The sequence below is a fragment of the Arthrobacter sp. FW306-05-C genome (genome assembly GCF_021801725.1).
Taxonomy (GTDB): domain Bacteria; phylum Actinomycetota; class Actinomycetes; order Actinomycetales; family Micrococcaceae; genus Arthrobacter.
Window position 1 is genome coordinate 4,217,814 of record NZ_CP084556.1, and the last position, 22,946, is coordinate 4,240,759.

A 22,946-nucleotide genomic window follows, 5' to 3' on the forward strand; every position below is an offset into this window, starting at 1 on the left:
CACTGGCCCGGTTTTGGGGCCGCAGAAACGGAACTGGCCCCGTCTTCAGGCTTTCAAAGCTTGAAAACTGGGCCAGTTCAGCAGGAAAGAACGCGGTCAGTCCATGCCGCGCAGGTCCAGCACCAGCTCGGTATCACCGTCGGACTGCAGGACCACCGGGATGCCCCAGTCCTGCTGGTAAAGGTGGCAGGCGGCGTGGTCCGGGATCTCGCCGTCCTCGGTCTCGGGGCCGTCGCAGGCGGCGGCGCGGGCGGTGATGTGCAGCACGCCCTCGGGCACGTCCGCGGACAGCTCCAGGGTGCGCAGCAGTCCCACCGAGGTTCCGCCGCCGGAGACCAGCAGCTCGGGCGGGGTGGAGGAGATCTTCAGCTGCGTGGGGTCGCCCCAGCGGTCATCGAGCTTCTGTCCGGTGGGCGCCGTGAAGCGGACGGTCAGGTCCAGCGTGCCGGGCGCCACGGGGCTCTTGGGCCGCTGGGTCTGGGACGCGCCCTCGTCCACCTGCTGCGCTTCCTTGGGGATCGGTACGTACACCAGCTGGTGCTTGTTGGCCTCAACCACCACCAGCAGGGGTTCGGAGCCCGCGGACTGCGTGTGGTCCACGATCACGTCGGAGGGCTCGGCGAGGCCGCGGGCCAGGGTGGACACGGTTCCGGACGCGGGGTCGTAGCGGCGCACGGCTCCGTTGTACGTGTCGGCAATCGCCACGGACCCGTCGGGCAGGACAGTGACCCCGAGCGGGTGCTGAAGCCGGGCTTCGGCGGCGGGGCCGTCGCGGAAGCCGAAGTCGAACAGGCCCTTGCCCACAGCGGTCTCCACGGTGATGGTGCCGCCGTCGGCGATGACCAGTTTCCGGAGGGCGGAGGTTTCCGAGTCCGCAACCCAGATGTTGCCATCGGCGTCTTCGGCCAAGCCGGAGGACTGGGCAAACCAGGATTCGTGCGCCGGTCCGTCCAGCAGCCCTTCCAAGCCGTTGCCGGCGATGATTGACACGGCACCGGCGACGGGGTCAAAGCTGAAGATCTGGTGCGTGCCGGCCATGGCCACTACCACCGCGTTCAGCTTGCGCGACCACACAACGTCCCAGGGCGAGCTCAGCGCAACGTCCAGTGGGTCGTTGCCCAGTGAGCCGCTGAAGCCGGCGCCTTCCTCGTCCACGCGCGCAGGCCCGGTTTCCAGCAGCCGCTGGATGCCGTTGCCTGCCAGGGTGGAGGCCTTGCCGTCCGTGAGCGAGAGTCCGCGCAGGCGGTGGTTGACCGAGTCGGCAATGACGACGTCGTAGCCCGCCTTGGCTGCCACGTCTTCCGGCAGCAGGACCAAGCCCTGGGGTTCGTTGAACTGGGCGCTGGCGGTGTCCCCCGCGGCGGGACCGTCGGCGTAGCCCTTGGTGCCGGAGCCGAAGGTGGCCAGGACGGTATCGAAGTCGGTGCCGAGTTCCACCAGGCGGTGGTGCCCGGTGTCGGTGACCAGCCAGGAGCCCTTGTCGGCAGCAACGGCGGCTGCGGCACCTGCTGGCGTGCCGTCGTCGGACGTTCCAGCCAAGGCCGTGGATCCGCGGCCCGGCGGCAGGAAGAGCGCCTTGCCGGGGAAGCGCAGGGTGCCGGAGGTCGCTTCGGGCGCCACGTAGGGGCCTGAGCCGCGGTGGAGCGTGCCCTTGGCTTCGTGCTCGGCGATCAGTTCGGGGATCAGGACGGCCAACCCGTCCGCGTGGCCCTCACCGGAGAGGTGGGCCACGATGTAGCCCTCCGGGTCGATGACCACCAGGGTGGGCCAGGCGCGGGCCGTGTAGGCCTTCCAGGTGTCCAGCTCGGGGTCGTCCAGCACGGGGTGGTGGATCTCGTAGCGCTCCACGGCCGCGGCCAGCGCCACCGGGTCAGCCTCGTGCTCGAACTTGGGCGAGTGGACGCCCACGGTGACCAGCACATCGGAGTACTGCTGCTCCAGCGGGCGCAGCTCATCCAGAACGTGCAGGCAGTTGATGCAGCAGAAGGTCCAGAAATCGAGCAGCACGATCTTGCCGCGCAGGGCCTCCAGGTCAAGGGTCTTGCCACCGGTGTTCAACCAGTTGCGGCCCACCAGTTCGGAGGCCCGGACCCGGGCATGCGTGCGTACGGTTTCGCTCATCAGCGTCCTTCCAGCTTGTTGCGTTCAGCCAGCCTGGCATCGCGTTCGGCCAATTTGGCAAACATATCGTTGTAAGCGGTTAGATCGGCGTCATTATTCCTGTCCGCCGCGCGGTCCACGCGTGTCGCCTCCCGCTGGCTCGACCCGGACCACATAATGGCGACGCCGATCGCCACCAGCAGCGTGGGCACCTCACCGATGCCCCAGGCCACGGCGCCGCCGGCCTGCTGGTCCGCCAGTGCCGAGGGGCCCCAGGCACGGCCCAGGTTGCCGAAGTAGTCCGCGGCCAGGAGCCCGGTCCCGCCCATGATGGAGACCCCGAAGAAGGCGTGGAAGCCCATGGTGGCCAGGAGCAGGAGCAGCCGCATGGGGTACGGGGCGCGGCGGGGAAGCGGGTCCGTGCCGATCATGGTCAGCACGAAGATGTAGCCCGTCAGCAGGAAGTGCAGGTTCATCAGTTCATGGCCCACGTGCTCCCGCATGGCGAAGCCGAACAGGTCCGAGTAGTAGAACAGCACGATGGAGCCGGCAAAGTTGGCCGCCGCGAACAGCGGGTGCGTGACCAGCTGCGAGAACTTGGAGTGCACGAAGACCAGGAGCCACTCCCGCATGCCGCGGGAGCCGTCGCCACGGGCAGGCAGCGCCCGCAGTGCCAGGGTCACCGGAGCGCCCAGCACCAGGAAGATTGGCGCCACCATGGTCAGCGCCATGTGGTCCACCATGTGCGCGGAGAACAGGATGCGGCCATAGACCGACGGCGGCCCGGACGTGATGTAAGTCAGCACCACCAGGCCAATGACCCAGTTCAGCGACCGGAACCAGGGCCAGGAGTCGCCTCGCCTGCGGATCTTGGCGACGCCCATGAAGTAGGTCACCAGCCCGAACAGGGCAACGCCCACCCAGATCCAGTCCAGCCGCCACTCGGTGAGCCAGCGTTCCGGTGTGAGTTCGGGCGGCAGCTCGTAGCCGCTGAGGATGAAGGCGGGTGACGCGTTGGGGGCGGGCTCGGTGGGCTGTGGCGGGGCTGAGCGGCCCAGGGCCACGGCGATGCCGGACGTGGCGCCCATGATCAGCAGTTCAGCGACAATGAGCTGCCACAGGACACGCCTGGAGGACAGGGTGGAGCCCTTGCGTCCCAGTTGCGGAATGACCCACTGCCGGTGCATGAAGCCGATGCCGCCCAACACCACCGCGGCTGCGGTCTTGGCCAGGATCAGCTGTCCGTAGGCGGAACCGAAGAGATCGGACCAGCTGGTGACGCGGATGCTGGCGTTGATGATGCCTGAGGCGAAGACCAGTACGAAAGCGAACCCGGCCAGGCTGGAGAAGCGCCGGAGTGTGGGTTCGGTGATGTCAGTTGCCGCGCCGGGCTTCGCGTCGGTCAGGATGCCGGAGAGCAGGGCCAGGATGATGATGCCGCCCACCCAGGTGGTCACGCCCACAAGGTGCAGGCCGAGCGAGTTGATGGCACCTTCGTGATCGGAAGAGCTTGACGAGTGGCCGATCAGGGCTGTGGGTACCAGGCCGATCAGGGCCAGAATGAGGGTGAGGGCCAGGCCGCCCAGGGACCGGACGCCGAACAGCGCGGTGGTGACCACTGCGGCAATGATGATGACGGCGAGCCATGCGCGGCCGGTTTCAATATCGGTCATGAAGTAGACCAGCGCCTGGGTGAAGGCGGGATCACCGGACAGCCCCTGCCCTGCTACGTCGCCGTACGTGAGTACCAGGACTGCGATGGCGGACAAGGTCCACACCGCACCGGCGACAGCTGCTATCGCCAGCGCGCGGGTGAAGGCGGGGTGCTCCGGTACTTCACTGCCTCCTGAAGCTGCCGTTCCCCGGCCTCGCGGAGTGTGGTGCCGGGCGTTGAGGTTCTTTGGAAGGATGCCGACGGCGAAGACCAGGCCCCCGACGACGGTCGCCAACGAAACGTTATGGATGGCCTTGCTGATCGGCAGGCCCCACCGGACCAGTGCCCCGGGATCGGCAACGCTGCGGGCCGCTGCGGCGCCGGAGAAGATCAGGGCTGCCGCGAGGCCAAGGAAGAGCGCCGCCAGGCCCGCAAGCTGCCAGGGCAGCGTAATCCCCCGGGTTCCGGCATCCCGGACCGCAGCTCCCTTGCCGGGATCGGTCTGGGGAGGGGTGGAACGTGGTTTTGCGGCAGAAGACACCATTCCATTGTCCGCCACGCCCGCCCAGGCCGCGAATCCGGGTTAAAAAGCAAGGAGCGGCAACCTCTCGGTTGCCGCTCCTGTTCCGGCCGGTGATATGCCGGCAGGGGAAGCCTACTTCTTGGAGACTGCAGCCTTCAGCTTGGAGCCGGCGGTCAGCTTCACGCTGTGGCCTGCTGCAATCTGGATGGTCTCGCCGGTCTGCGGGTTGCGGCCGGTGCGGGCTGCACGGTCGGTGCGCTCAACTGCGAGCCAGCCCGGGATGGTGATCTTCTCGCCGGCGGCGACAGAAGTCTCGAAAACCTCGAACAGTGCATCGAGGACGGAGTTAACAGCAGCCTGGCTGGTGCCGGCCTTGCCTGCTACCTCTGCAACAAGTTCACTACGGTTCTTAGCCATTTATGTCCTCCTGGACGGTTCTGATTCTGGAGCCTGCACGCGGCATGCGCACGGGCCACTGTCCGAAAACTTACCAGCTTGGGCCCTTCCGATCCGCAAATTCCGCGTGTTTCCGGGACTTTTTGAGGTTAATCACCGATTCCGGGCCATATTCGCGCCCCGCCGGGACCGGTTTGGGCTCCCGGCCCGGTTTCGTCACCGGCGCCCGCTCACTTCTGGCGGGTTCTCCCCCGGCGCCCGCTCACGTCTGGCGGATCCTCCCCCGACGCCGGCTCACGTCTGGCAGGTTTTCCCTGGGCGCCCGCTCTCAAGGCATCGTTACCAGGTGAGCGGGGGTCGATGGTTTACCCGCCAGAAGTGAGCGGGGGTTGATCGCTTACCCGCCAGAAGTGAGCTGGGGTTGATCGTTTACCCGTCAAAGGTGAGCGGGGGTTGGTGTTTTACCGGCTCTTCGCGGTTCGTGGGGAAACGGGTCCCTGGAATGAGCGTCATGCCGCCGTCCGGACGGCACTTCGTAAGAGAATAACGGATTTGTAGTTGGCTGCGTTGCGGTACCCGCGGGCGGTTCGCTTGATGTTCTTGATAGCGGTGTTGTTGGCCTCGACCTTCCCTGTTGTGGCGCCGGTAATGATCAGCACCTCTATCTCTTTCCACCATCTGCAGACGGTTCGGTAGAGCCTGTTCGTCTCCGGCCGTGCGGCTGCCCTGACCAGTTCCTCGAGTACCGTCTTGGCCGTCGCGGCGTCTTCGAGCGAGCCGGTGCGGAGTAGTGCCCGGAGTTGTTCCTTGACGTTCCAAACAGCCTGGAGGGTTCCTGTGGGATCGTCCAGGGTGAATACTTCCTCGAGTCGGCGGCCGGCCCTGCAGCTGAGGGTGTCGCCGCCCCGGAGGAGCAGCATGCGGTGGGCCCAGGCCTTGTCGATGGCCCGGCCGCGGCGGCCCTTGACCTGTTGCGAGAGGTTCTGCCGGGTCTCCGTCATGGCCTGGTTCGCCAGGGAGATCAGGTGGAAATGATCAACGGCGACTGCCGTGCGCGGCAGCCACATCCGGAGCGCTTTACGGAATGCCGCCGAGGGGTCGATCGCGACGACCTGCACGGCCAGGCGCCACTCCAGGGGCCGGGCGAACAGCCAGTCCCCGACGCCCTTGTGGTCCCGCCCGTCGACGACACCGAGGACCTGGCCGGTGTCGAGATCAACGATGGTTGTCATCCAGGGTTCGAACCGGGTCCACGCCTTCGTTGACGGGTCCTGGAAGTAGCGCACGGACCGGAACCGGTGTTCGTCGATGCCGAGCATCCGCGGGCTGAGCTTGTCCACGTCGGGCAACCGCAGCAGGCAGGCTTCGGTCACCGCAGCCCGGACCATCCACCAGGACACGGAGAAGCCGGCAGCGGTCTCCGAGACGGCCCGGCCGGAGCGGATGACGGCGTCCACGAGCTGGTCCCGAAGGCGGCTCGTGGACCGGGCATGGCGCGGGACCTGGGGCGTGGATTCGAAGAACGAGAGCCGGTCGCAGGCCGGTTCCTCGCAGTACCAGCGGTACTTGGACCAGAGGACCTCCACGGGCCCGGCGACAGGAATATCACGGAGCCGTTGAAGGCGGCGCTCTTTCCGCCGGGAAGCGATGACCCCGCAGCTCGGGCAGCCCGGTAGCTGGTCCGTTTCAACGATGACCTGCCTCCGGCCGGCAGTGATGGTGGTGGAGATGACATGGTAGTCGGGCAGGTTGAAGAGGATAGTGGCAGCGTCGGCTGCGACCCCGGTAGGCTCGTTCAAAGGCTCGTGGTCCTGTTCCAGGTTGAATGCTAGACACACTCATCCCAGCAGGGCCACGGGCCCTCTTGTCTTCAACGACACGAACTCAATTCCCCACCAACCACGAAGAGCCGTTTTACCCGCCGGAGGTGGGCTGGGGTTTCTGGGAGCCGGGGCCTGGCGGCTGTGGTGGTTAAAGTGGTAGGGCCCTGACGTTTCGTTGTCAGGGCCCTACTGTAATAGTTGTTCCGGCGGTGACCTACTCTCCCACACCCTCCCGGGTGCAGTACCATCGGCGCTGTGGGTCTTAGCTTCCGGGTTCGGAATGGGACCGGGCGTTTCCCCCACGCTATGACCGCCGTAACCTTTTCACCCGAACCCCCCTGGTGTTGCCTGGGGGTGGGAAGACTTTGTGGTTACAACATTGGTGGTGTTGTTGTATTCAGTTGTTGGTTCCGTGCCATCGACCCGTGTTGGGGGTTGTTGGTTGGGAACCACATAGTGGACGCAAGCAGAGTTTTGTATGTTCTGTGTGGTGTAAGTTGTTGGCCTATTAGTACCGGTCAGCTTCACGAGTCGTTAGTCCTCGCTTCCACATCCGGCCTATCAACCCAGTGGTCTGGCTGGGGGCCTCTCACACCCGAGGGTGTATGGAAATCTCATCTTGAAGCGAGCTTCCCGCTTAGATGCTTTCAGCGGTTATCCCATCCGAACGTAGCTAATCAGCGGTGCACTTGGCAGTACAACTGACACACCAGAGGTTCGTCCGTCCCGGTCCTCTCGTACTAAGGACAGCCCTTCTCAAATTTCCTGCGCGCGCAGCGGATAGGGACCGAACTGTCTCACGACGTTCTAAACCCAGCTCGCGTACCGCTTTAATGGGCGAACAGCCCAACCCTTGGGACCTACTCCAGCCCCAGGATGCGACGAGCCGACATCGAGGTGCCAAACCATGCCGTCGATATGGACTCTTGGGCAAGATCAGCCTGTTATCCCCGAGGTACCTTTTATCCGTTGAGCGACGGCCATTCCACAATGTACCGCCGGATCACTAGTCCCGACTTTCGTCCCTGCTCGAGATGTCTCTCTCACAGTCAAGCTCCCTTGTGCACTTACACTCGACACCTGATTGCCAACCAGGCTGAGGGAACCTTTGGGCGCCTCCGTTACTTTTTAGGAGGCAACCGCCCCAGTTAAACTACCCATCAGGCACTGTCCCTGACCCGGATTACGGGCCGAAGTTAGATGTCCAAAGTGACCAGAGTGGTATTTCAACGATGACTCCACCCGAACTGGCGTCCGGGCTTCAACGTCTCCCACCTATCCTACACAAGCCACTCCGAACACCAATACCAAACTATAGTAAAGGTCTCGGGGTCTTTCCGTCCTGCTGCGCGTAACGAGCATCTTTACTCGTACTGCAATTTCGCCGAGTTTATGGTTGAGACAGCGGGGAAGTCGTTACTCCATTCGTGCAGGTCGGAACTTACCCGACAAGGAATTTCGCTACCTTAGGATGGTTATAGTTACCACCGCCGTTTACTGGGGCTTAAATTCTCAGCTTCGCCTTGCGGCTAACCGGTCCTCTTAACCTTCCAGCACCGGGCAGGAGTCAGTCCGTATACATCGTCTTGCGACTTCGCACGGACCTGTGTTTTTAGTAAACAGTCGCTTCCCCCTGGTCTCTGCGGCCCCGATCCCCTCCCACCAGCGATGTGGTGTTCAAGGTTGGGGCCCCCCTTCTCCCGAAGTTACGGGGGCATTTTGCCGAGTTCCTTAACCATAATTCTCTCGATCGCCTTGGTATTCTCTACCTGATCACCTGTGTCGGTTTGGGGTACGGGCGGCTAAAACCTCGCGTCGATGCTTTTCTCGGCAGCATAGGATCACCAAATCCCCCCATACGGGGGTCCCATCAGATCTCAGGCCATATGAATGGCGGATTTGCCTACCATTCGCCCTACATCCTTAGACCGGGACAACCATCGCCCGGCTCGGCTACCTTCCTGCGTCACACCTGTTAATACGCTTGCCTCCCGGGATCAGGTCCTGCGCTCCACCAAAACCCTTCACCCACAAGGGGTGTCAGGCAGGTTTCGGGCAGTTAGTATCCCCCGCTCAGCATGGGCGGTTTTTCGCCGGTACGGGAATATCAACCCGTTGTCCATCGACTACGCCTGTCGGCCTCGCCTTAGGTCCCGACTTACCCAGGGCAGATTAGCTTGACCCTGGAACCCTTGATCATTCGGCGGACGGGTTTCTCACCCGTCTTTCGCTACTCATGCCTGCATTCTCACTCGTGTAGGCTCCACCACTGGTTTACACCGCAGCTTCACCGCCCACACGACGCTCCCCTACCCATCCACACTCCTGAACCACGAAGGCTAGGACAATATGTGAATGCCACAACTTCGGCGGTGTACTTGAGCCCCGCTACATTGTCGGCGCGGAATCACTTGACCAGTGAGCTATTACGCACTCTTTTAAGGGTGGCTGCTTCTAAGCCAACCTCCTGGTTGTCTGGGCAACTCCACATCCTTTCCCACTTAGCACACGCTTAGGGGCCTTAGTTGGTGGTCTGGGCTGTTTCCCTCTCGACTATGAAGCTTATCCCCCACAGTCTCACTGCTGCGCTCTCACTTACCGGCATTCGGAGTTTGGCTGACGTCAGTAACCTTGTAGGGCCCATTAGCCATCCAGTAGCTCTACCTCCAGCAAGAAACACGCAACGCTGCACCTAAATGCATTTCGGGGAGAACCAGCTATCACGAAGTTTGATTGGCCTTTCACCCCTACCCACAGCTCATCCCCTCCATTTTCAACTGAAGTGGGTTCGGTCCTCCACGACGTCTTACCGTCGCTTCAACCTGGCCATGGGTAGATCACTTCGCTTCGGGTCTAGATCACGCCACTCACACGCCCTATTCAGACTCGCTTTCGCTACGGCTGCCCCACACGGGTTAACCTCGCGACGTAACACTAACTCGCAGGCTCATTCTTCAAAAGGCACGCCGTCACCAGAATCAGACTGGCTCCGACGGATTGTAAGCACACGGTTTCAGGTACTGTTTCACTCCCCTCCCGGGGTACTTTTCACCTTTCCCTCACGGTACTGGTCCGCTATCGGTCATTAGGGAGTATTTAGGCTTATCAGGTGGTCCTGACAGATTCGCACGGGATTTCTCGGGCCCCGTACTACTTGGGATACTCTCACAGGCGGTACAAACACATTACGGTTACGGGACTAACACCCTCTCTGGCCGGCCTTTCAAAACCGTTCACCTATGCGCGCACATCACACCCCACCAGCCCGGCAGAACTGGTATGGAAAGTCCCACAACCCCGACCATGCAACGCCCGCCGGCTATCACACATGGAACGGTTTAGCCTGATCCGCGTTCGCTCGCCACTACTAACGGAATCACTATTGTTTTCTCTTCCTGCGGGTACTGAGATGTTTCACTTCCCCGCGTTCCCCCCACGCACCCTATGTGTTCAGGTACGGGTCACCAGGCAACTCACGCCCCTGGCGGGGTTTCCCCATTCGGACACCCTGGGATCACAGTCCGGTTATCGACTCCCCCAGGCTTATCGCAGATTCCTACGTCCTTCTTCGGCTCCTAATGCCAAGGCATCCACCGTGTGCTCTTAAAAACTTGACCACAAAGATCAAAAACATTTTCGAGAGAACCACAGAAACTGTCCCGCGCACCCAAAGGCACACGAACCAGATCCAGGTTCATAATCTTGGAAATTGCTTCTTATACAAGATGCTCGCGTCCACTATGTAGTTCTCAAACAACAACCCCACACCACACACCCCACACACAAACCCCCAAAAAAAGGAGTCAAACACGTGCAGGACGTCATGGCAGGGAAACCAGAAACAAACAAACCCACAACACCAGGCCCACCCTTCCCACAAAGGAAAGAACAACCCCAGCACCATGGTCCTGTTGTCTCAGGACCCAACAGTGTGCCAAACACTAAACCACCCGGCAAACCCCCGGCCCACCGTTCCAGAACCACCAGGGTTCGTACTAAAGAAGACCAAAAGACCAGACAGCCGCTATTTGTTGATATTCCACCCTTGAGCACCCGCCACGGAACAGTCGTCCGTGCAACGGGCCTTTACTCCTGACAACACACCCACCACCAACATGCATTGGCGACGGATCATTGTAGGTGCTCCTTAGAAAGGAGGTGATCCAGCCGCACCTTCCGGTACGGCTACCTTGTTACGACTTAGTCCCAATCGCCAGTCCCACCTTCGACAGCTCCCTCCCACAAGGGGTTAGGCCACCGGCTTCGGGTGTTACCAACTTTCGTGACTTGACGGGCGGTGTGTACAAGGCCCGGGAACGTATTCACCGCAGCGTTGCTGATCTGCGATTACTAGCGACTCCGACTTCATGGGGTCGAGTTGCAGACCCCAATCCGAACTGAGACCGGCTTTTTGGGATTAGCTCCACCTCACAGTATCGCAACCCTTTGTACCGGCCATTGTAGCATGCGTGAAGCCCAAGACATAAGGGGCATGATGATTTGACGTCGTCCCCACCTTCCTCCGAGTTGACCCCGGCAGTCTCCCATGAGTCCCCGGCACTACCCGCTGGCAACATGGAACGAGGGTTGCGCTCGTTGCGGGACTTAACCCAACATCTCACGACACGAGCTGACGACAACCATGCACCACCTGTAAACCAACCCCAAAGGGGAAGGACTGTTTCCAGCCCGGTCTGGTTCATGTCAAGCCTTGGTAAGGTTCTTCGCGTTGCATCGAATTAATCCGCATGCTCCGCCGCTTGTGCGGGCCCCCGTCAATTCCTTTGAGTTTTAGCCTTGCGGCCGTACTCCCCAGGCGGGGCACTTAATGCGTTAGCTACGGCGCGGAAAACGTGGAATGTCCCCCACACCTAGTGCCCAACGTTTACGGCATGGACTACCAGGGTATCTAATCCTGTTCGCTCCCCATGCTTTCGCTCCTCAGCGTCAGTTAATGCCCAGAGACCTGCCTTCGCCATCGGTGTTCCTCCTGATATCTGCGCATTTCACCGCTACACCAGGAATTCCAGTCTCCCCTACATCACTCTAGTCTGCCCGTACCCACCGCAGATCCGGAGTTGAGCCCCGGACTTTCACGGCAGACGCGACAAACCGCCTACGAGCTCTTTACGCCCAATAATTCCGGATAACGCTTGCGCCCTACGTATTACCGCGGCTGCTGGCACGTAGTTAGCCGGCGCTTCTTCTGCAGGTACCGTCACTTACGCTTCTTCCCTACTGAAAGAGGTTTACAACCCGAAGGCCGTCATCCCTCACGCGGCGTCGCTGCATCAGGCTTTCGCCCATTGTGCAATATTCCCCACTGCTGCCTCCCGTAGGAGTCTGGGCCGTGTCTCAGTCCCAGTGTGGCCGGTCACCCTCTCAGGCCGGCTACCCGTCGTCGCCTTGGTAGGCCATTACCCCACCAACAAGCTGATAGGCCGCGAGTCCATCCAAAACCACAAAAGCTTTCCACCAACCACCATGCGATGATCAGTCATATCCGGTATTAGACCCAGTTTCCCAGGCTTATCCCAGAGTCAAGGGCAGGTTACTCACGTGTTACTCACCCGTTCGCCACTAATCCACCAGCAAGCTGGCATCATCGTTCGACTTGCATGTGTTAAGCACGCCGCCAGCGTTCATCCTGAGCCAGGATCAAACTCTCCGTTGAAAACAAACAGACACAACCACAACCACCGGAAATAACGGCGACCACGGCTGCACAAAATTTGAAACCAGCCAAAAACACCATGCACACCACGGGGTGGCGGCACAGCACAATCAACCAATCACATTACATAATCGGTATCAACAAACTTGGCACACTATTGAGTTCTCAAACAACAGACACACCCGGCACCACCCAAACCAACGTTCAGGATCGCTCCGGAGCAACTTTTCAAACTTACCCGATCCGGCCCGGCTTTGCAAACCACGTTCCCGCGTCCAAAACCACCAGAATCAGCCCCCACCCACACACAGCACGCCACAAAAGCGAACCATTTCCAGGCCGTTCAAAAAAGGGGGGTTGGCCGCTATCTTTCCGCTTCAGCGGCGGCGACTCAGAAAACAATACCCCCACACAACCCCCACCGCAAATCGGGTAGAAAGAGCCCAAGGTACCGCCGAAAACCCCGGAATGGCGGGGTTTCCGGCGGCAAACACCAGGCCTGGCATGCGAACAGAGCAGGAGAACGGCTTCTATGGAGTGGGTCACATCCCGCCGGGTTTCTTACTCCAGGCGCAGGACCACCTCGAAGTCAGCCTCCCGCGGCTTCAGCCGGTAGGGCTCCAGCACCCCGGGTCCACAGGCGGCGGTCCCCACGCCCCTCAAGGCGTGGTCCAAGTAAATGTAAGTGCGGCCGTCCGGCGCGAGGTCCGGCCTGTGGTTCGCAGCGGCAAGCACGTCCAAGCCATAGGGCCGAACGGTCAGGGCAAACGGCTCGCCGGAAAGTCGCAGCCGCCTACCCCCGGTCTCCAGGACGGCGGACCGCACGCCGGACCGGGCGCCCGACTCCTGGGGGCGGACGTAGTCAACATCCAAGCCGGCGGGAGTCGATTCGAACCATCCCAGACGTGCGCCCTGGCCGGTGTCCGGGTAACTCTGATGCGGACCTTGGCCCAGCCATCCCACAGAGCCAGTCTCCGCCCCCAGAATGAGCTCCAGCCCTATCCGGGCCCACTCGACGTCGAAGCCCGCGTTGACCCAGTCCCCTACAGGTTTGACCTGCGTCCGGAGTGCCAGCGAACCGTCACTGCTGGTCCACAGGTAGTCCACCAGTACCCCAAACTGCTTGTCCGCCGCGGCGACGCGCGTGCTGACGCGAAGGTGCTCACCGCCGTCGTCCGTTGACTCCGCACTGATTCCCAGGAGGCGGGGGTGCAACCGGTGGAGTCCTGCGTCCTGCCATTGGGTAGCAAGCGGGCGGGGGTCCGCGCCGCCCCATTCGCGCCCAAGGTCGTTGTCGGTCGGCGGCCACCACAGGACCAAGGCGAGTTTCTCAACAGGCAGCCCGGCAATCGAGGTGGGCATCCCCGTGGCCCGGTCGAATACCGCAGTGCCGAGCCGCAGCTCCTCGTCTCCCACCTCCACGAAGTCGCGGGCCGGCACCCCCGCACCCGGAGGAGCGAAGCGGGCCCCCTGCCCCCAGGCGATCTCGTGGCCGTCACCGGCCCAGGCGGTGTCTGCGGCCAGCACGGCACTGACGGTGAGTATGGCGTCGGAGTCCTCCGACAGCCCCGCCGCAAACTCTCCAACCTCCGCCGGCAACTCCACAGCAGCCTGGGACTGAGGTGCCAGCGGGGCGATGGCCACCGATCCCTCACGCTGTATCACGCCGCCGGCCTCCACCTTGTACTGGAAGCGGAAGGCTGAGGTGTCCGCGAAATCCTGCCCGTTCCGGACAGTGAAGCCTGTCCAGGACGGCGAGACGTCGATATGCAGCGGTTCAACCACCTTCTTGAAGTCCAGGAGTCCAGGACGGGGTTTCCGGTTGGCGTCCACCAGCCCGTCGGTGACGAAGTTTCCATCGTGGACCTCTTCGCCGAAGTCCCCGCCGTATGCGAAATGCTCACCGCCTCCCGGAGAAGGCACCGTGATCCCGTGCTCCAGCCACTCCCAGACGAAGCCGCCCATGAGTCGCGGGTACTTTTCGAACAGCTCCTGGTACTCGCTCATGCCGCCCGGCCCGTTGCCCATGGCGTGCACGTATTCGCACAGCACGAACGGCATGGCGCGGCGGCGCGCGTCGAGTCCGGCGTCCTCCAGCGGCGGTTCGATGCCCTGGCCGATGAGCGCCGTCTCGGCCTGGCTGGCATACATCCGGGAGTAGACATCCACATCGGGCGAGGACCAGTCGCCTTCGTAGTGGATGGGCCGGGACGCGTCCCTGTCCTTGGTCCAGCGGGACATGGCCGCGAGGTTCCGCCCGGTGCCCGCCTCGTTGCCCAGCGACCACATGATCACGGACGGGTGGTTCTTGTCGCGCTCCACCGTACGCTGCATCCGGTCCAGCAGCGCACCCTCCCACTGCGGGTCATCGCTGGGGTTCTGCGCCCAGCCGGCACTGTGGAAGCCATGAGTTTCGAGGTCGCATTCAAGGACCACGTAGAAACCCAACTGGTCCGCCAGCGCCAGGAAATCGGGGTGCGGCGGGTAGTGCGAAGTCCGGATGGCATTGATGTTGTGCTGTTTCATCAGCCGCAGTTCCGATTCCATGACCTCCCGGGGCACGGCACGGCCCAGCCGGGGATGGTGCTCATGGCGGTTCACGCCGCGCAGCAGGATGCGGCGGCCGTTCACCTTGAACTGGGCGTCTTCGATGGTGATGCTCCGGAAGCCCAGCTGCAGCGAAACCGTCTCGCCGGGCGTGCTGGCCGTTGCATCGTAGAGGCGGGGGACTTCCGCGGACCAGGGTTCCACGGCGGGAATGCGCTGCTCGGTGCCCGACAGCAGTTCAAGGCCAAGTTCCGGAACACGTACGACGGCGTCAACCGGCTGCCCGGCTCGGGTCACCTCAGTGCGGAGCACGCCTTCGCCCGTGCCCGGGTCATAGCCTGCGTGGACAAAGACGTCATCGATGCCGTCCGCCGGCCGGGCCTGGAGTGTCACGTCCCGGAAGATCCCGGGGAGCCACCACATGTCCTGGTCCTCCACGTAACTTGCGGCGGAGAACTGGGCCACCCTCACGGCCAACGTGTTGGTGCCTTCAACAAGGACCCCCGAGACGTCGAACTCGTGGGCCAGCCGGCTACCCCGGGTGGTACCAAGCTCCACTCCGTTCAACCATACGGTTCCGGCATTGTCGATGCCGTCGAACCGCAGGAGCGCATGCGGGAAGAACTCCGGGCCTGCGTGAAAGGTCACCACGTGGTCACCGATCGGGTTGGCGTCCGGCACATGGGGCGGTTCCACCGGGAACGGGAACTGGACGTTGGTGTAGGCCGGTGACCCGTGGCCGTGCATGTTCCAGCTGGATGGGACGGGAAGGGTGGTGAAGCCATCCAGATCTTTTCCCTGCTGCCATCCGTCTTTGGGGGCTGTCCGGATTCCCGGGCTCAGCCGGAACTGCCACTCACCGTTCAGCGAGACCCGCGCTGCATCCGACGCCAGGTAGGCCCGCGCGGGAAGGCTGCCCCGGCCTGGTTCCAGTGAGGCGAGTTCGGCGACGTCCTCGCTGCCTAGCTCGAGGTTGCGGGAAGCGCCTGCGGTTGCCCTGCCGGAGTGGACGCCGGCGGTCGCGGCGGGGAGGTGCACAGACATGTGGTTTCCTTGCTGGGGACGTTGAACGGGCCGCTGCGTGAACGTTCACGCAGGCACGGCAAGAGCTTATCGTCTTGCGCGTCATTTGAGTAGGGGTCAGGCGGACTGCCGGAGAACCAGCTGGTGCTGAAGGGTCAGGTATGCGGCAGGGCTGCGCTCCGGGATTGAGCCGAACAGCAACCCGTCCAGAAGTCCGACGGCGGCCCGGCCCACCGCGCGGAGATCCAGCGACAGGGTGGTCAGCTCGGGCGTCAAGAGTTCGCCCAGCGGTATTCCGTCCATGCCCATGACCGCACAGTCGCCGGGAACAGCTACGCCTGCTTCCTGCAGGGCCTTCAGCACTCCTGCGGCCATGAGGTCATTGAAAGCGAGAATGCCGTCGGGCCATCCGCCGCCGGCCGGTCCGAGGCCAGCTATGGCCAGCCTCGCCCCGTCCGCGGATGGCGCGGCCTGGAGGCGGGTGAGCTGCATGCCGGCGTCAGCCGCCACAGCTGCTGCGGCGGCGCTGCGGCTGCTGGGCGGGCCTCCCTGGTCGGAGTCCAGGAAGGCGATGTTACGGCAGCCCCGGGACACCAGGTGCGTGAGCCCGAGCCGGGCTGCGTGGTGGAAATCAAAAGCAATTCCGCCGGCCGTGCCCGCGTTTGGCGAGTCAAGTGCGACGACGGGGCGGCGGCCCATGATGTCCTGGGCTTCGTCGGGATGGGGCGCGAGGTAGCCAATCAGCGCGTCCACCTGGGGTGCCAGCCGGGCGGCAGCGTCCACCGCGCTTCCGCTGCCGTGGCCGTAGTCGTCCACCACCACATTCCACCCGCGGGAGGTGGCCGCCTCCACCACGCTGGAGGCAAAGGCAGGGAAATAAGGGTTGGTCAGATCGGGGATGGCGAGCCCGACAGAGATCCGGGCACCCTGTACCAGTCCCTTTGCAAAGCGGCTGGGGGTGTAGCCGAGCTCTGCCGCGAGCTTCTGGACCCGTTCCCTGGTCTCCTGGCTGATGCCTGTCATACCGTTCATGGCTCGGGTCACGGTTTGGCGTGACACGCCTGCTGCCGCCGCCACGTCCAGGATGGTGGCACGCTTGGGCGCGGGGCCGGAACTTCGCGGGGTCATAACCGGTAAGTCTAAGCGTCCCCGGTATCCTTTTTGGTTGTTAAATGTGGGAGGCCCCAACCGTGTGGTTGGGGCCTCGACCAGTTAATGATGTTCCGGCGGTGACCTACTCTCCCACACCCTCCCGGGTGCAGTACCATCGGCGCTGTGGGTCTTAGCTTCCGGGTTCGGAATGGGACCGGGCGTTTCCCCCACGCTATGACCGCCGTAACCTTTTCACCCGAACCCCCCTGGTGTTGCCTGGGGGTGGGAAGACTTTGTGGTTACAACATTGGTGGTGTTGTTGTATGTAGTTGTTGGTTCCGTGCCATTAACCCGTGGTGTTGGGGGTTGTTGGTTGGGAACCACATAGTGGACGCAAGCAGAGTTTTGTATGTTTCTGTGTGGTGTAAGTTGTTGGCCTATTAGTACCGGTCAGCTTCACGAGTCGTTAGTCCTCGCTTCCACATCCGGCCTATCAACCCAGTGGTCTGGCTGGGGGCCTCTCACACCCGAGGGTGTATGGAAATCTCATCTTGAAGCGAGCTTCCCGCTTAGATGCTTTCAGCGGTTATCCCATCCGAACGTAGCTAATCAGCGGTGCACTTGGCAGTACAACTGACACACCAGAGGTTCGTCCGTCCCGGTCCTCTCGTACTAAGGACAGCCCTTCTCAAATTTCCTGCGCGCGCAGCGGATAGGGACCGAACTGTCTCACGACGTTCTAAACCCAGCTCGCGTACCGCTTTAATGGGCGAACAGCCCAACCCTTGGGACCTACTCCAGCCCCAGGATGCGACGAGCCGACATCGAGGTGCCAAACCATGCCGTCGATATGGACTCTTGGGCAAGATCAGCCTGTTATCCCCGAGGTACCTTTTATCCGTTGAGCGACGGCCATTCCACAATGTACCGCCGGATCACTAGTCCCGACTTTCGTCCCTGCTCGAGATGTCTCTCTCACAGTCAAGCTCCCTTGTGCACTTACACTCGACACCTGATTGCCAACCAGGCTGAGGGAACCTTTGGGCGCCTCCGTTACTTTTTAGGAGGCAACCGCCCCAGTTAAACTACCCATCAGGCACTGTCCCTGACCCGGATTACGGGCCGAAGTTAGATGTCCAAAGTGACCAGAGTGGTATTTCAACGATGACTCCACCCGAACTGGCGTCCGGGCTTCAACGTCTCCCACCTATCCTACACAAGCCACTCCGAACACCAATACCAAACTATAGTAAAGGTCTCGGGGTCTTTCCGTCCTGCTGCGCGTAACGAGCATCTTTACTCGTACTGCAATTTCGCCGAGTTTATGGTTGAGACAGCGGGGAAGTCGTTACTCCATTCGTGCAGGTCGGAACTTACCCGACAAGGAATTTCGCTACCTTAGGATGGTTATAGTTACCACCGCCGTTTACTGGGGCTTAAATTCTCAGCTTCGCCTTGCGGCTAACCGGTCCTCTTAACCTTCCAGCACCGGGCAGGAGTCAGTCCGTATACATCGTCTTGCGACTTCGCACGGACCTGTGTTTTTAGTAAACAGTCGCTTCCCCCTGGTCTCTGCGGCCCCGATCCCCTCCCACCAGCGATGTGGTGTTCAAGGTTGGGGCCCCCCTTCTCCCGAAGTTACGGGGGCATTTTGCCGAGTTCCTTAACCATAATTCTCTCGATCGCCTTGGTATTCTCTACCTGATCACCTGTGTCGGTTTGGGGTACGGGCGGCTAAAACCTCGCGTCGATGCTTTTCTCGGCAGCATAGGATCACCAAATCCCCCCATACGGGGGTCCCATCAGATCTCAGGCCATATGAATGGCGGATTTGCCTACCATTCGCCCTACATCCTTAGACCGGGACAACCATCGCCCGGCTCGGCTACCTTCCTGCGTCACACCTGTTAATACGCTTGCCTCCCGGGATCAGGTCCTGCGCTCCACCAAAACCCTTCACCCACAAGGGGTGTCAGGCAGGTTTCGGGCAGTTAGTATCCCCCGCTCAGCATGGGCGGTTTTTCGCCGGTACGGGAATATCAACCCGTTGTCCATCGACTACGCCTGTCGGCCTCGCCTTAGGTCCCGACTTACCCAGGGCAGATTAGCTTGACCCTGGAACCCTTGATCATTCGGCGGACGGGTTTCTCACCCGTCTTTCGCTACTCATGCCTGCATTCTCACTCGTGTAGGCTCCACCACTGGTTTACACCGCAGCTTCACCGCCCACACGACGCTCCCCTACCCATCCACACTCCTGAACCACGAAGGCTAGGACAATATGTGAATGCCACAACTTCGGCGGTGTACTTGAGCCCCGCTACATTGTCGGCGCGGAATCACTTGACCAGTGAGCTATTACGCACTCTTTTAAGGGTGGCTGCTTCTAAGCCAACCTCCTGGTTGTCTGGGCAACTCCACATCCTTTCCCACTTAGCACACGCTTAGGGGCCTTAGTTGGTGGTCTGGGCTGTTTCCCTCTCGACTATGAAGCTTATCCCCCACAGTCTCACTGCTGCGCTCTCACTTACCGGCATTCGGAGTTTGGCTGACGTCAGTAACCTTGTAGGGCCCATTAGCCATCCAGTAGCTCTACCTCCAGCAAGAAACACGCAACGCTGCACCTAAATGCATTTCGGGGAGAACCAGCTATCACGAAGTTTGATTGGCCTTTCACCCCTACCCACAGCTCATCCCCTCCATTTTCAACTGAAGTGGGTTCGGTCCTCCACGACGTCTTACCGTCGCTTCAACCTGGCCATGGGTAGATCACTTCGCTTCGGGTCTAGATCACGCCACTCACACGCCCTATTCAGACTCGCTTTCGCTACGGCTGCCCCACACGGGTTAACCTCGCGACGTAACACTAACTCGCAGGCTCATTCTTCAAAAGGCACGCCGTCACCAGAATCAGACTGGCTCCGACGGATTGTAAGCACACGGTTTCAGGTACTGTTTCACTCCCCTCCCGGGGTACTTTTCACCTTTCCCTCACGGTACTGGTCCGCTATCGGTCATTAGGGAGTATTTAGGCTTATCAGGTGGTCCTGACAGATTCGCACGGGATTTCTCGGGCCCCGTACTACTTGGGATACTCTCACAGGCGGTACAAACACATTACGGTTACGGGACTAACACCCTCTCTGGCCGGCCTTTCAAAACCGTTCACCTATGCGCGCACATCACACCCCACCAGCCCGGCAGAACTGGTATGGAAAGTCCCACAACCCCGACCATGCAACGCCCGCCGGCTATCACACATGGAACGGTTTAGCCTGATCCGCGTTCGCTCGCCACTACTAACGGAATCACTATTGTTTTCTCTTCCTGCGGGTACTGAGATGTTTCACTTCCCCGCGTTCCCCCCACGCACCCTATGTGTTCAGGTACGGGTCACCAGGCAACTCACGCCCCTGGCGGGGTTTCCCCATTCGGACACCCTGGGATCACAGTCCGGTTATCGACTCCCCCAGGCTTATCGCAGATTCCTACGTCCTTCTTCGGCTCCTAATGCCAAGGCATCCACCGTGTGCTCTTAAAAACTTGACCACAAAGATCAAAAACATTTTCGAGAGAACCACAGAAACTGTCCCGCGCACCCAAAGGCACACGAACCAGATCCAGGTTCATAATCTTGGAAATTGCTTCTTATACAAGATGCTCGCGTCCACTATGTAGTTCTCAAACAACAACCCCACACCACACACCCCACACACAAACCCCCAAAAAAAGGAGTCAAACACGTGCAGGACGTCATGGCAGGGAAACCAGAAACAAACAAACCCACAACACCAGGCCCACCCTTCCCACAAAGGAAAGAACAACCCCAGCACCATGGTCCTGTTGTCTCAGGACCCAACAGTGTGCCAAACACTAAACCACCCGGCAAACCCCCGGCCCACCGTTCCAGAACCACCAGGGTTCGTACTAAAGAAGACCAAAAGACCAGACAGCCGCTATTTGTTGATATTCCACCCTTGAGCACCCGCCACGGAACAGTCGTCCGTGCAACGGGCCTTTACTCCTGACAACACACCCACCACCAACATGCATTGGCGACGGATCATTGTAGGTGCTCCTTAGAAAGGAGGTGATCCAGCCGCACCTTCCGGTACGGCTACCTTGTTACGACTTAGTCCCAATCGCCAGTCCCACCTTCGACAGCTCCCTCCCACAAGGGGTTAGGCCACCGGCTTCGGGTGTTACCAACTTTCGTGACTTGACGGGCGGTGTGTACAAGGCCCGGGAACGTATTCACCGCAGCGTTGCTGATCTGCGATTACTAGCGACTCCGACTTCATGGGGTCGAGTTGCAGACCCCAATCCGAACTGAGACCGGCTTTTTGGGATTAGCTCCACCTCACAGTATCGCAACCCTTTGTACCGGCCATTGTAGCATGCGTGAAGCCCAAGACATAAGGGGCATGATGATTTGACGTCGTCCCCACCTTCCTCCGAGTTGACCCCGGCAGTCTCCCATGAGTCCCCGGCACTACCCGCTGGCAACATGGAACGAGGGTTGCGCTCGTTGCGGGACTTAACCCAACATCTCACGACACGAGCTGACGACAACCATGCACCACCTGTAAACCAACCCCAAAGGGGAAGGACTGTTTCCAGCCCGGTCTGGTTCATGTCAAGCCTTGGTAAGGTTCTTCGCGTTGCATCGAATTAATCCGCATGCTCCGCCGCTTGTGCGGGCCCCCGTCAATTCCTTTGAGTTTTAGCCTTGCGGCCGTACTCCCCAGGCGGGGCACTTAATGCGTTAGCTACGGCGCGGAAAACGTGGAATGTCCCCCACACCTAGTGCCCAACGTTTACGGCATGGACTACCAGGGTATCTAATCCTGTTCGCTCCCCATGCTTTCGCTCCTCAGCGTCAGTTAATGCCCAGAGACCTGCCTTCGCCATCGGTGTTCCTCCTGATATCTGCGCATTTCACCGCTACACCAGGAATTCCAGTCTCCCCTACATCACTCTAGTCTGCCCGTACCCACCGCAGATCCGGAGTTGAGCCCCGGACTTTCACGGCAGACGCGACAAACCGCCTACGAGCTCTTTACGCCCAATAATTCCGGATAACGCTTGCGCCCTACGTATTACCGCGGCTGCTGGCACGTAGTTAGCCGGCGCTTCTTCTGCAGGTACCGTCACTTACGCTTCTTCCCTACTGAAAGAGGTTTACAACCCGAAGGCCGTCATCCCTCACGCGGCGTCGCTGCATCAGGCTTTCGCCCATTGTGCAATATTCCCCACTGCTGCCTCCCGTAGGAGTCTGGGCCGTGTCTCAGTCCCAGTGTGGCCGGTCACCCTCTCAGGCCGGCTACCCGTCGTCGCCTTGGTAGGCCATTACCCCACCAACAAGCTGATAGGCCGCGAGTCCATCCAAAACCACAAAAGCTTTCCACCAACCACCATGCGATGATCAGTCATATCCGGTATTAGACCCAGTTTCCCAGGCTTATCCCAGAGTCAAGGGCAGGTTACTCACGTGTTACTCACCCGTTCGCCACTAATCCACCAGCAAGCTGGCATCATCGTTCGACTTGCATGTGTTAAGCACGCCGCCAGCGTTCATCCTGAGCCAGGATCAAACTCTCCGTTGAAAACAAACAGACACAACCACAACCACCGGAAATAACGGCGACCACGGCTGCACAAAATTTGAAACCAGCCAAAAACACCATGCACACCACGGGGTGGCGGCACAGCACAATCAACCAATCACATTACATAATCGGTATCAACAAACTTGGCACACTATTGAGTTCTCAAACAACAGACACACCCGGCACCACCCAAACCAACGTTCAGGATCGCTCCGGAGCAACTTTTCAAACTTACCCGATCCCCGCATCCGACGCAAATCCGTCTTTCAGGATTCTCATCGATATGGAGGTCGGTTCCCCACCAGTTTCCAGCGCCCTAAAGAGCAACCAGATTCTGGCTTTGATTTTTGGGGGTTTTGGCCGCCCGTGGTGATCAGTTCTTCACTGTCTCCCCCGCGGCGACTTAGAAAACAATACACGGAGTCGGGGCCCACCGCAAACCGTCGCCCGGAAGCGGTGAAAACCCCGGAATTGCGCGGCAGGACGGGCCATTGTGCCGCCCAGG

At 60.8% G+C, this 22,946-nt stretch carries 6 protein-coding genes and 6 rRNA genes; all 12 read right to left on the minus strand.

Going from position 1 to position 22,946, the window contains the following annotated elements; translation table 11 throughout:
- Positions 1 to 96: 96 nt before the first annotated feature.
- Positions 97 to 2,121 carry an NHL domain-containing thioredoxin family protein gene (locus LFT44_RS19575; protein WP_236800186.1) on the minus strand — a complete coding sequence of 675 codons (2,025 nt, stop codon included), beginning with the start codon at positions 2,119 to 2,121 and terminating at the stop codon, positions 97 to 99.
- A complete protein-coding gene (locus tag LFT44_RS19580) occupies positions 2,121 to 4,298 on the minus strand; it encodes a cytochrome c oxidase assembly protein (protein WP_236800187.1) in 2,178 nt (725 codons plus the stop codon). The genes LFT44_RS19575 and LFT44_RS19580 overlap by 1 nt, the downstream gene beginning before the upstream one ends.
- 111 nt (positions 4,299 to 4,409) lie before the next feature.
- Complete coding sequence (locus tag LFT44_RS19585) at positions 4,410 to 4,694, minus strand: HU family DNA-binding protein (RefSeq protein ID WP_011693739.1); 285 nt, start codon at positions 4,692 to 4,694, stop codon at positions 4,410 to 4,412.
- Positions 4,695 to 5,182: 488 nt separating this feature from the next.
- Complete coding sequence (locus LFT44_RS19590) at positions 5,183 to 6,511, minus strand: ISL3 family transposase (protein WP_236798899.1); 1,329 nt, start codon at positions 6,509 to 6,511, stop codon at positions 5,183 to 5,185.
- 186 nt (positions 6,512 to 6,697) lie between these two features.
- Positions 6,698 to 6,814 (minus strand): 5S ribosomal RNA (gene rrf, locus LFT44_RS19595).
- A gap of 169 nt (positions 6,815 to 6,983) precedes the next feature.
- A 23S ribosomal RNA gene (locus LFT44_RS19600) occupies positions 6,984 to 10,113 on the minus strand.
- Positions 10,114 to 10,647: 534 nt separating this feature from the next.
- A 16S ribosomal RNA gene (locus LFT44_RS19605) occupies positions 10,648 to 12,170 on the minus strand.
- The 16S, 23S and 5S rRNA genes sit together here, the layout of an rRNA operon.
- Before the next feature lie 561 nt (positions 12,171 to 12,731).
- The gene (locus LFT44_RS19610; protein WP_236800188.1) at positions 12,732 to 15,761 is read right to left on the minus strand and encodes a glycoside hydrolase family 2 TIM barrel-domain containing protein; all 3,030 of its coding nucleotides are present in this window, start codon (positions 15,759 to 15,761) and stop codon (positions 12,732 to 12,734) included.
- Positions 15,762 to 15,857: 96 nt separating this feature from the next.
- The gene (locus LFT44_RS19615) at positions 15,858 to 16,868 is read right to left on the minus strand and encodes a LacI family DNA-binding transcriptional regulator (RefSeq protein ID WP_236800189.1); all 1,011 of its coding nucleotides are present in this window, start codon (positions 16,866 to 16,868) and stop codon (positions 15,858 to 15,860) included.
- Positions 16,869 to 16,961: 93 nt separating this feature from the next.
- Positions 16,962 to 17,078: ribosomal RNA gene (rrf, locus tag LFT44_RS19620) — 5S ribosomal RNA — on the minus strand.
- A gap of 173 nt (positions 17,079 to 17,251) precedes the next feature.
- A 23S ribosomal RNA gene (locus tag LFT44_RS19625) occupies positions 17,252 to 20,381 on the minus strand.
- A 534-nt stretch (positions 20,382 to 20,915) separates the two neighbouring features.
- Positions 20,916 to 22,438, minus strand: a 16S ribosomal RNA gene (locus LFT44_RS19630).
- Positions 22,439 to 22,946 lie beyond the last annotated feature (508 nt).

Excerpts from the sequence above, each read along its gene's own strand:
- LFT44_RS19575 (WP_236800186.1), bottom strand. The coding sequence starts at position 2,121 with ATGAGCGAAACCGTACGCACGCATGCCCGGGTCCGGGCCTCCGAACTG.
- LFT44_RS19580 (WP_236800187.1), bottom strand. The coding sequence starts at position 4,298 with ATGGTGTCTTCTGCCGCAAAACCACGTTCCACCCCTCCCCAGACCGAT.
- LFT44_RS19585 (WP_011693739.1), bottom strand. The coding sequence starts at position 4,694 with ATGGCTAAGAACCGTAGTGAACTTGTTGCAGAGGTAGCAGGCAAGGCC.
- LFT44_RS19610 (WP_236800188.1), bottom strand. The coding sequence starts at position 15,761 with ATGTCTGTGCACCTCCCCGCCGCGACCGCCGGCGTCCACTCCGGCAGG.
- LFT44_RS19615 (WP_236800189.1), bottom strand. The coding sequence starts at position 16,868 with ATGACCCCGCGAAGTTCCGGCCCCGCGCCCAAGCGTGCCACCATCCTG.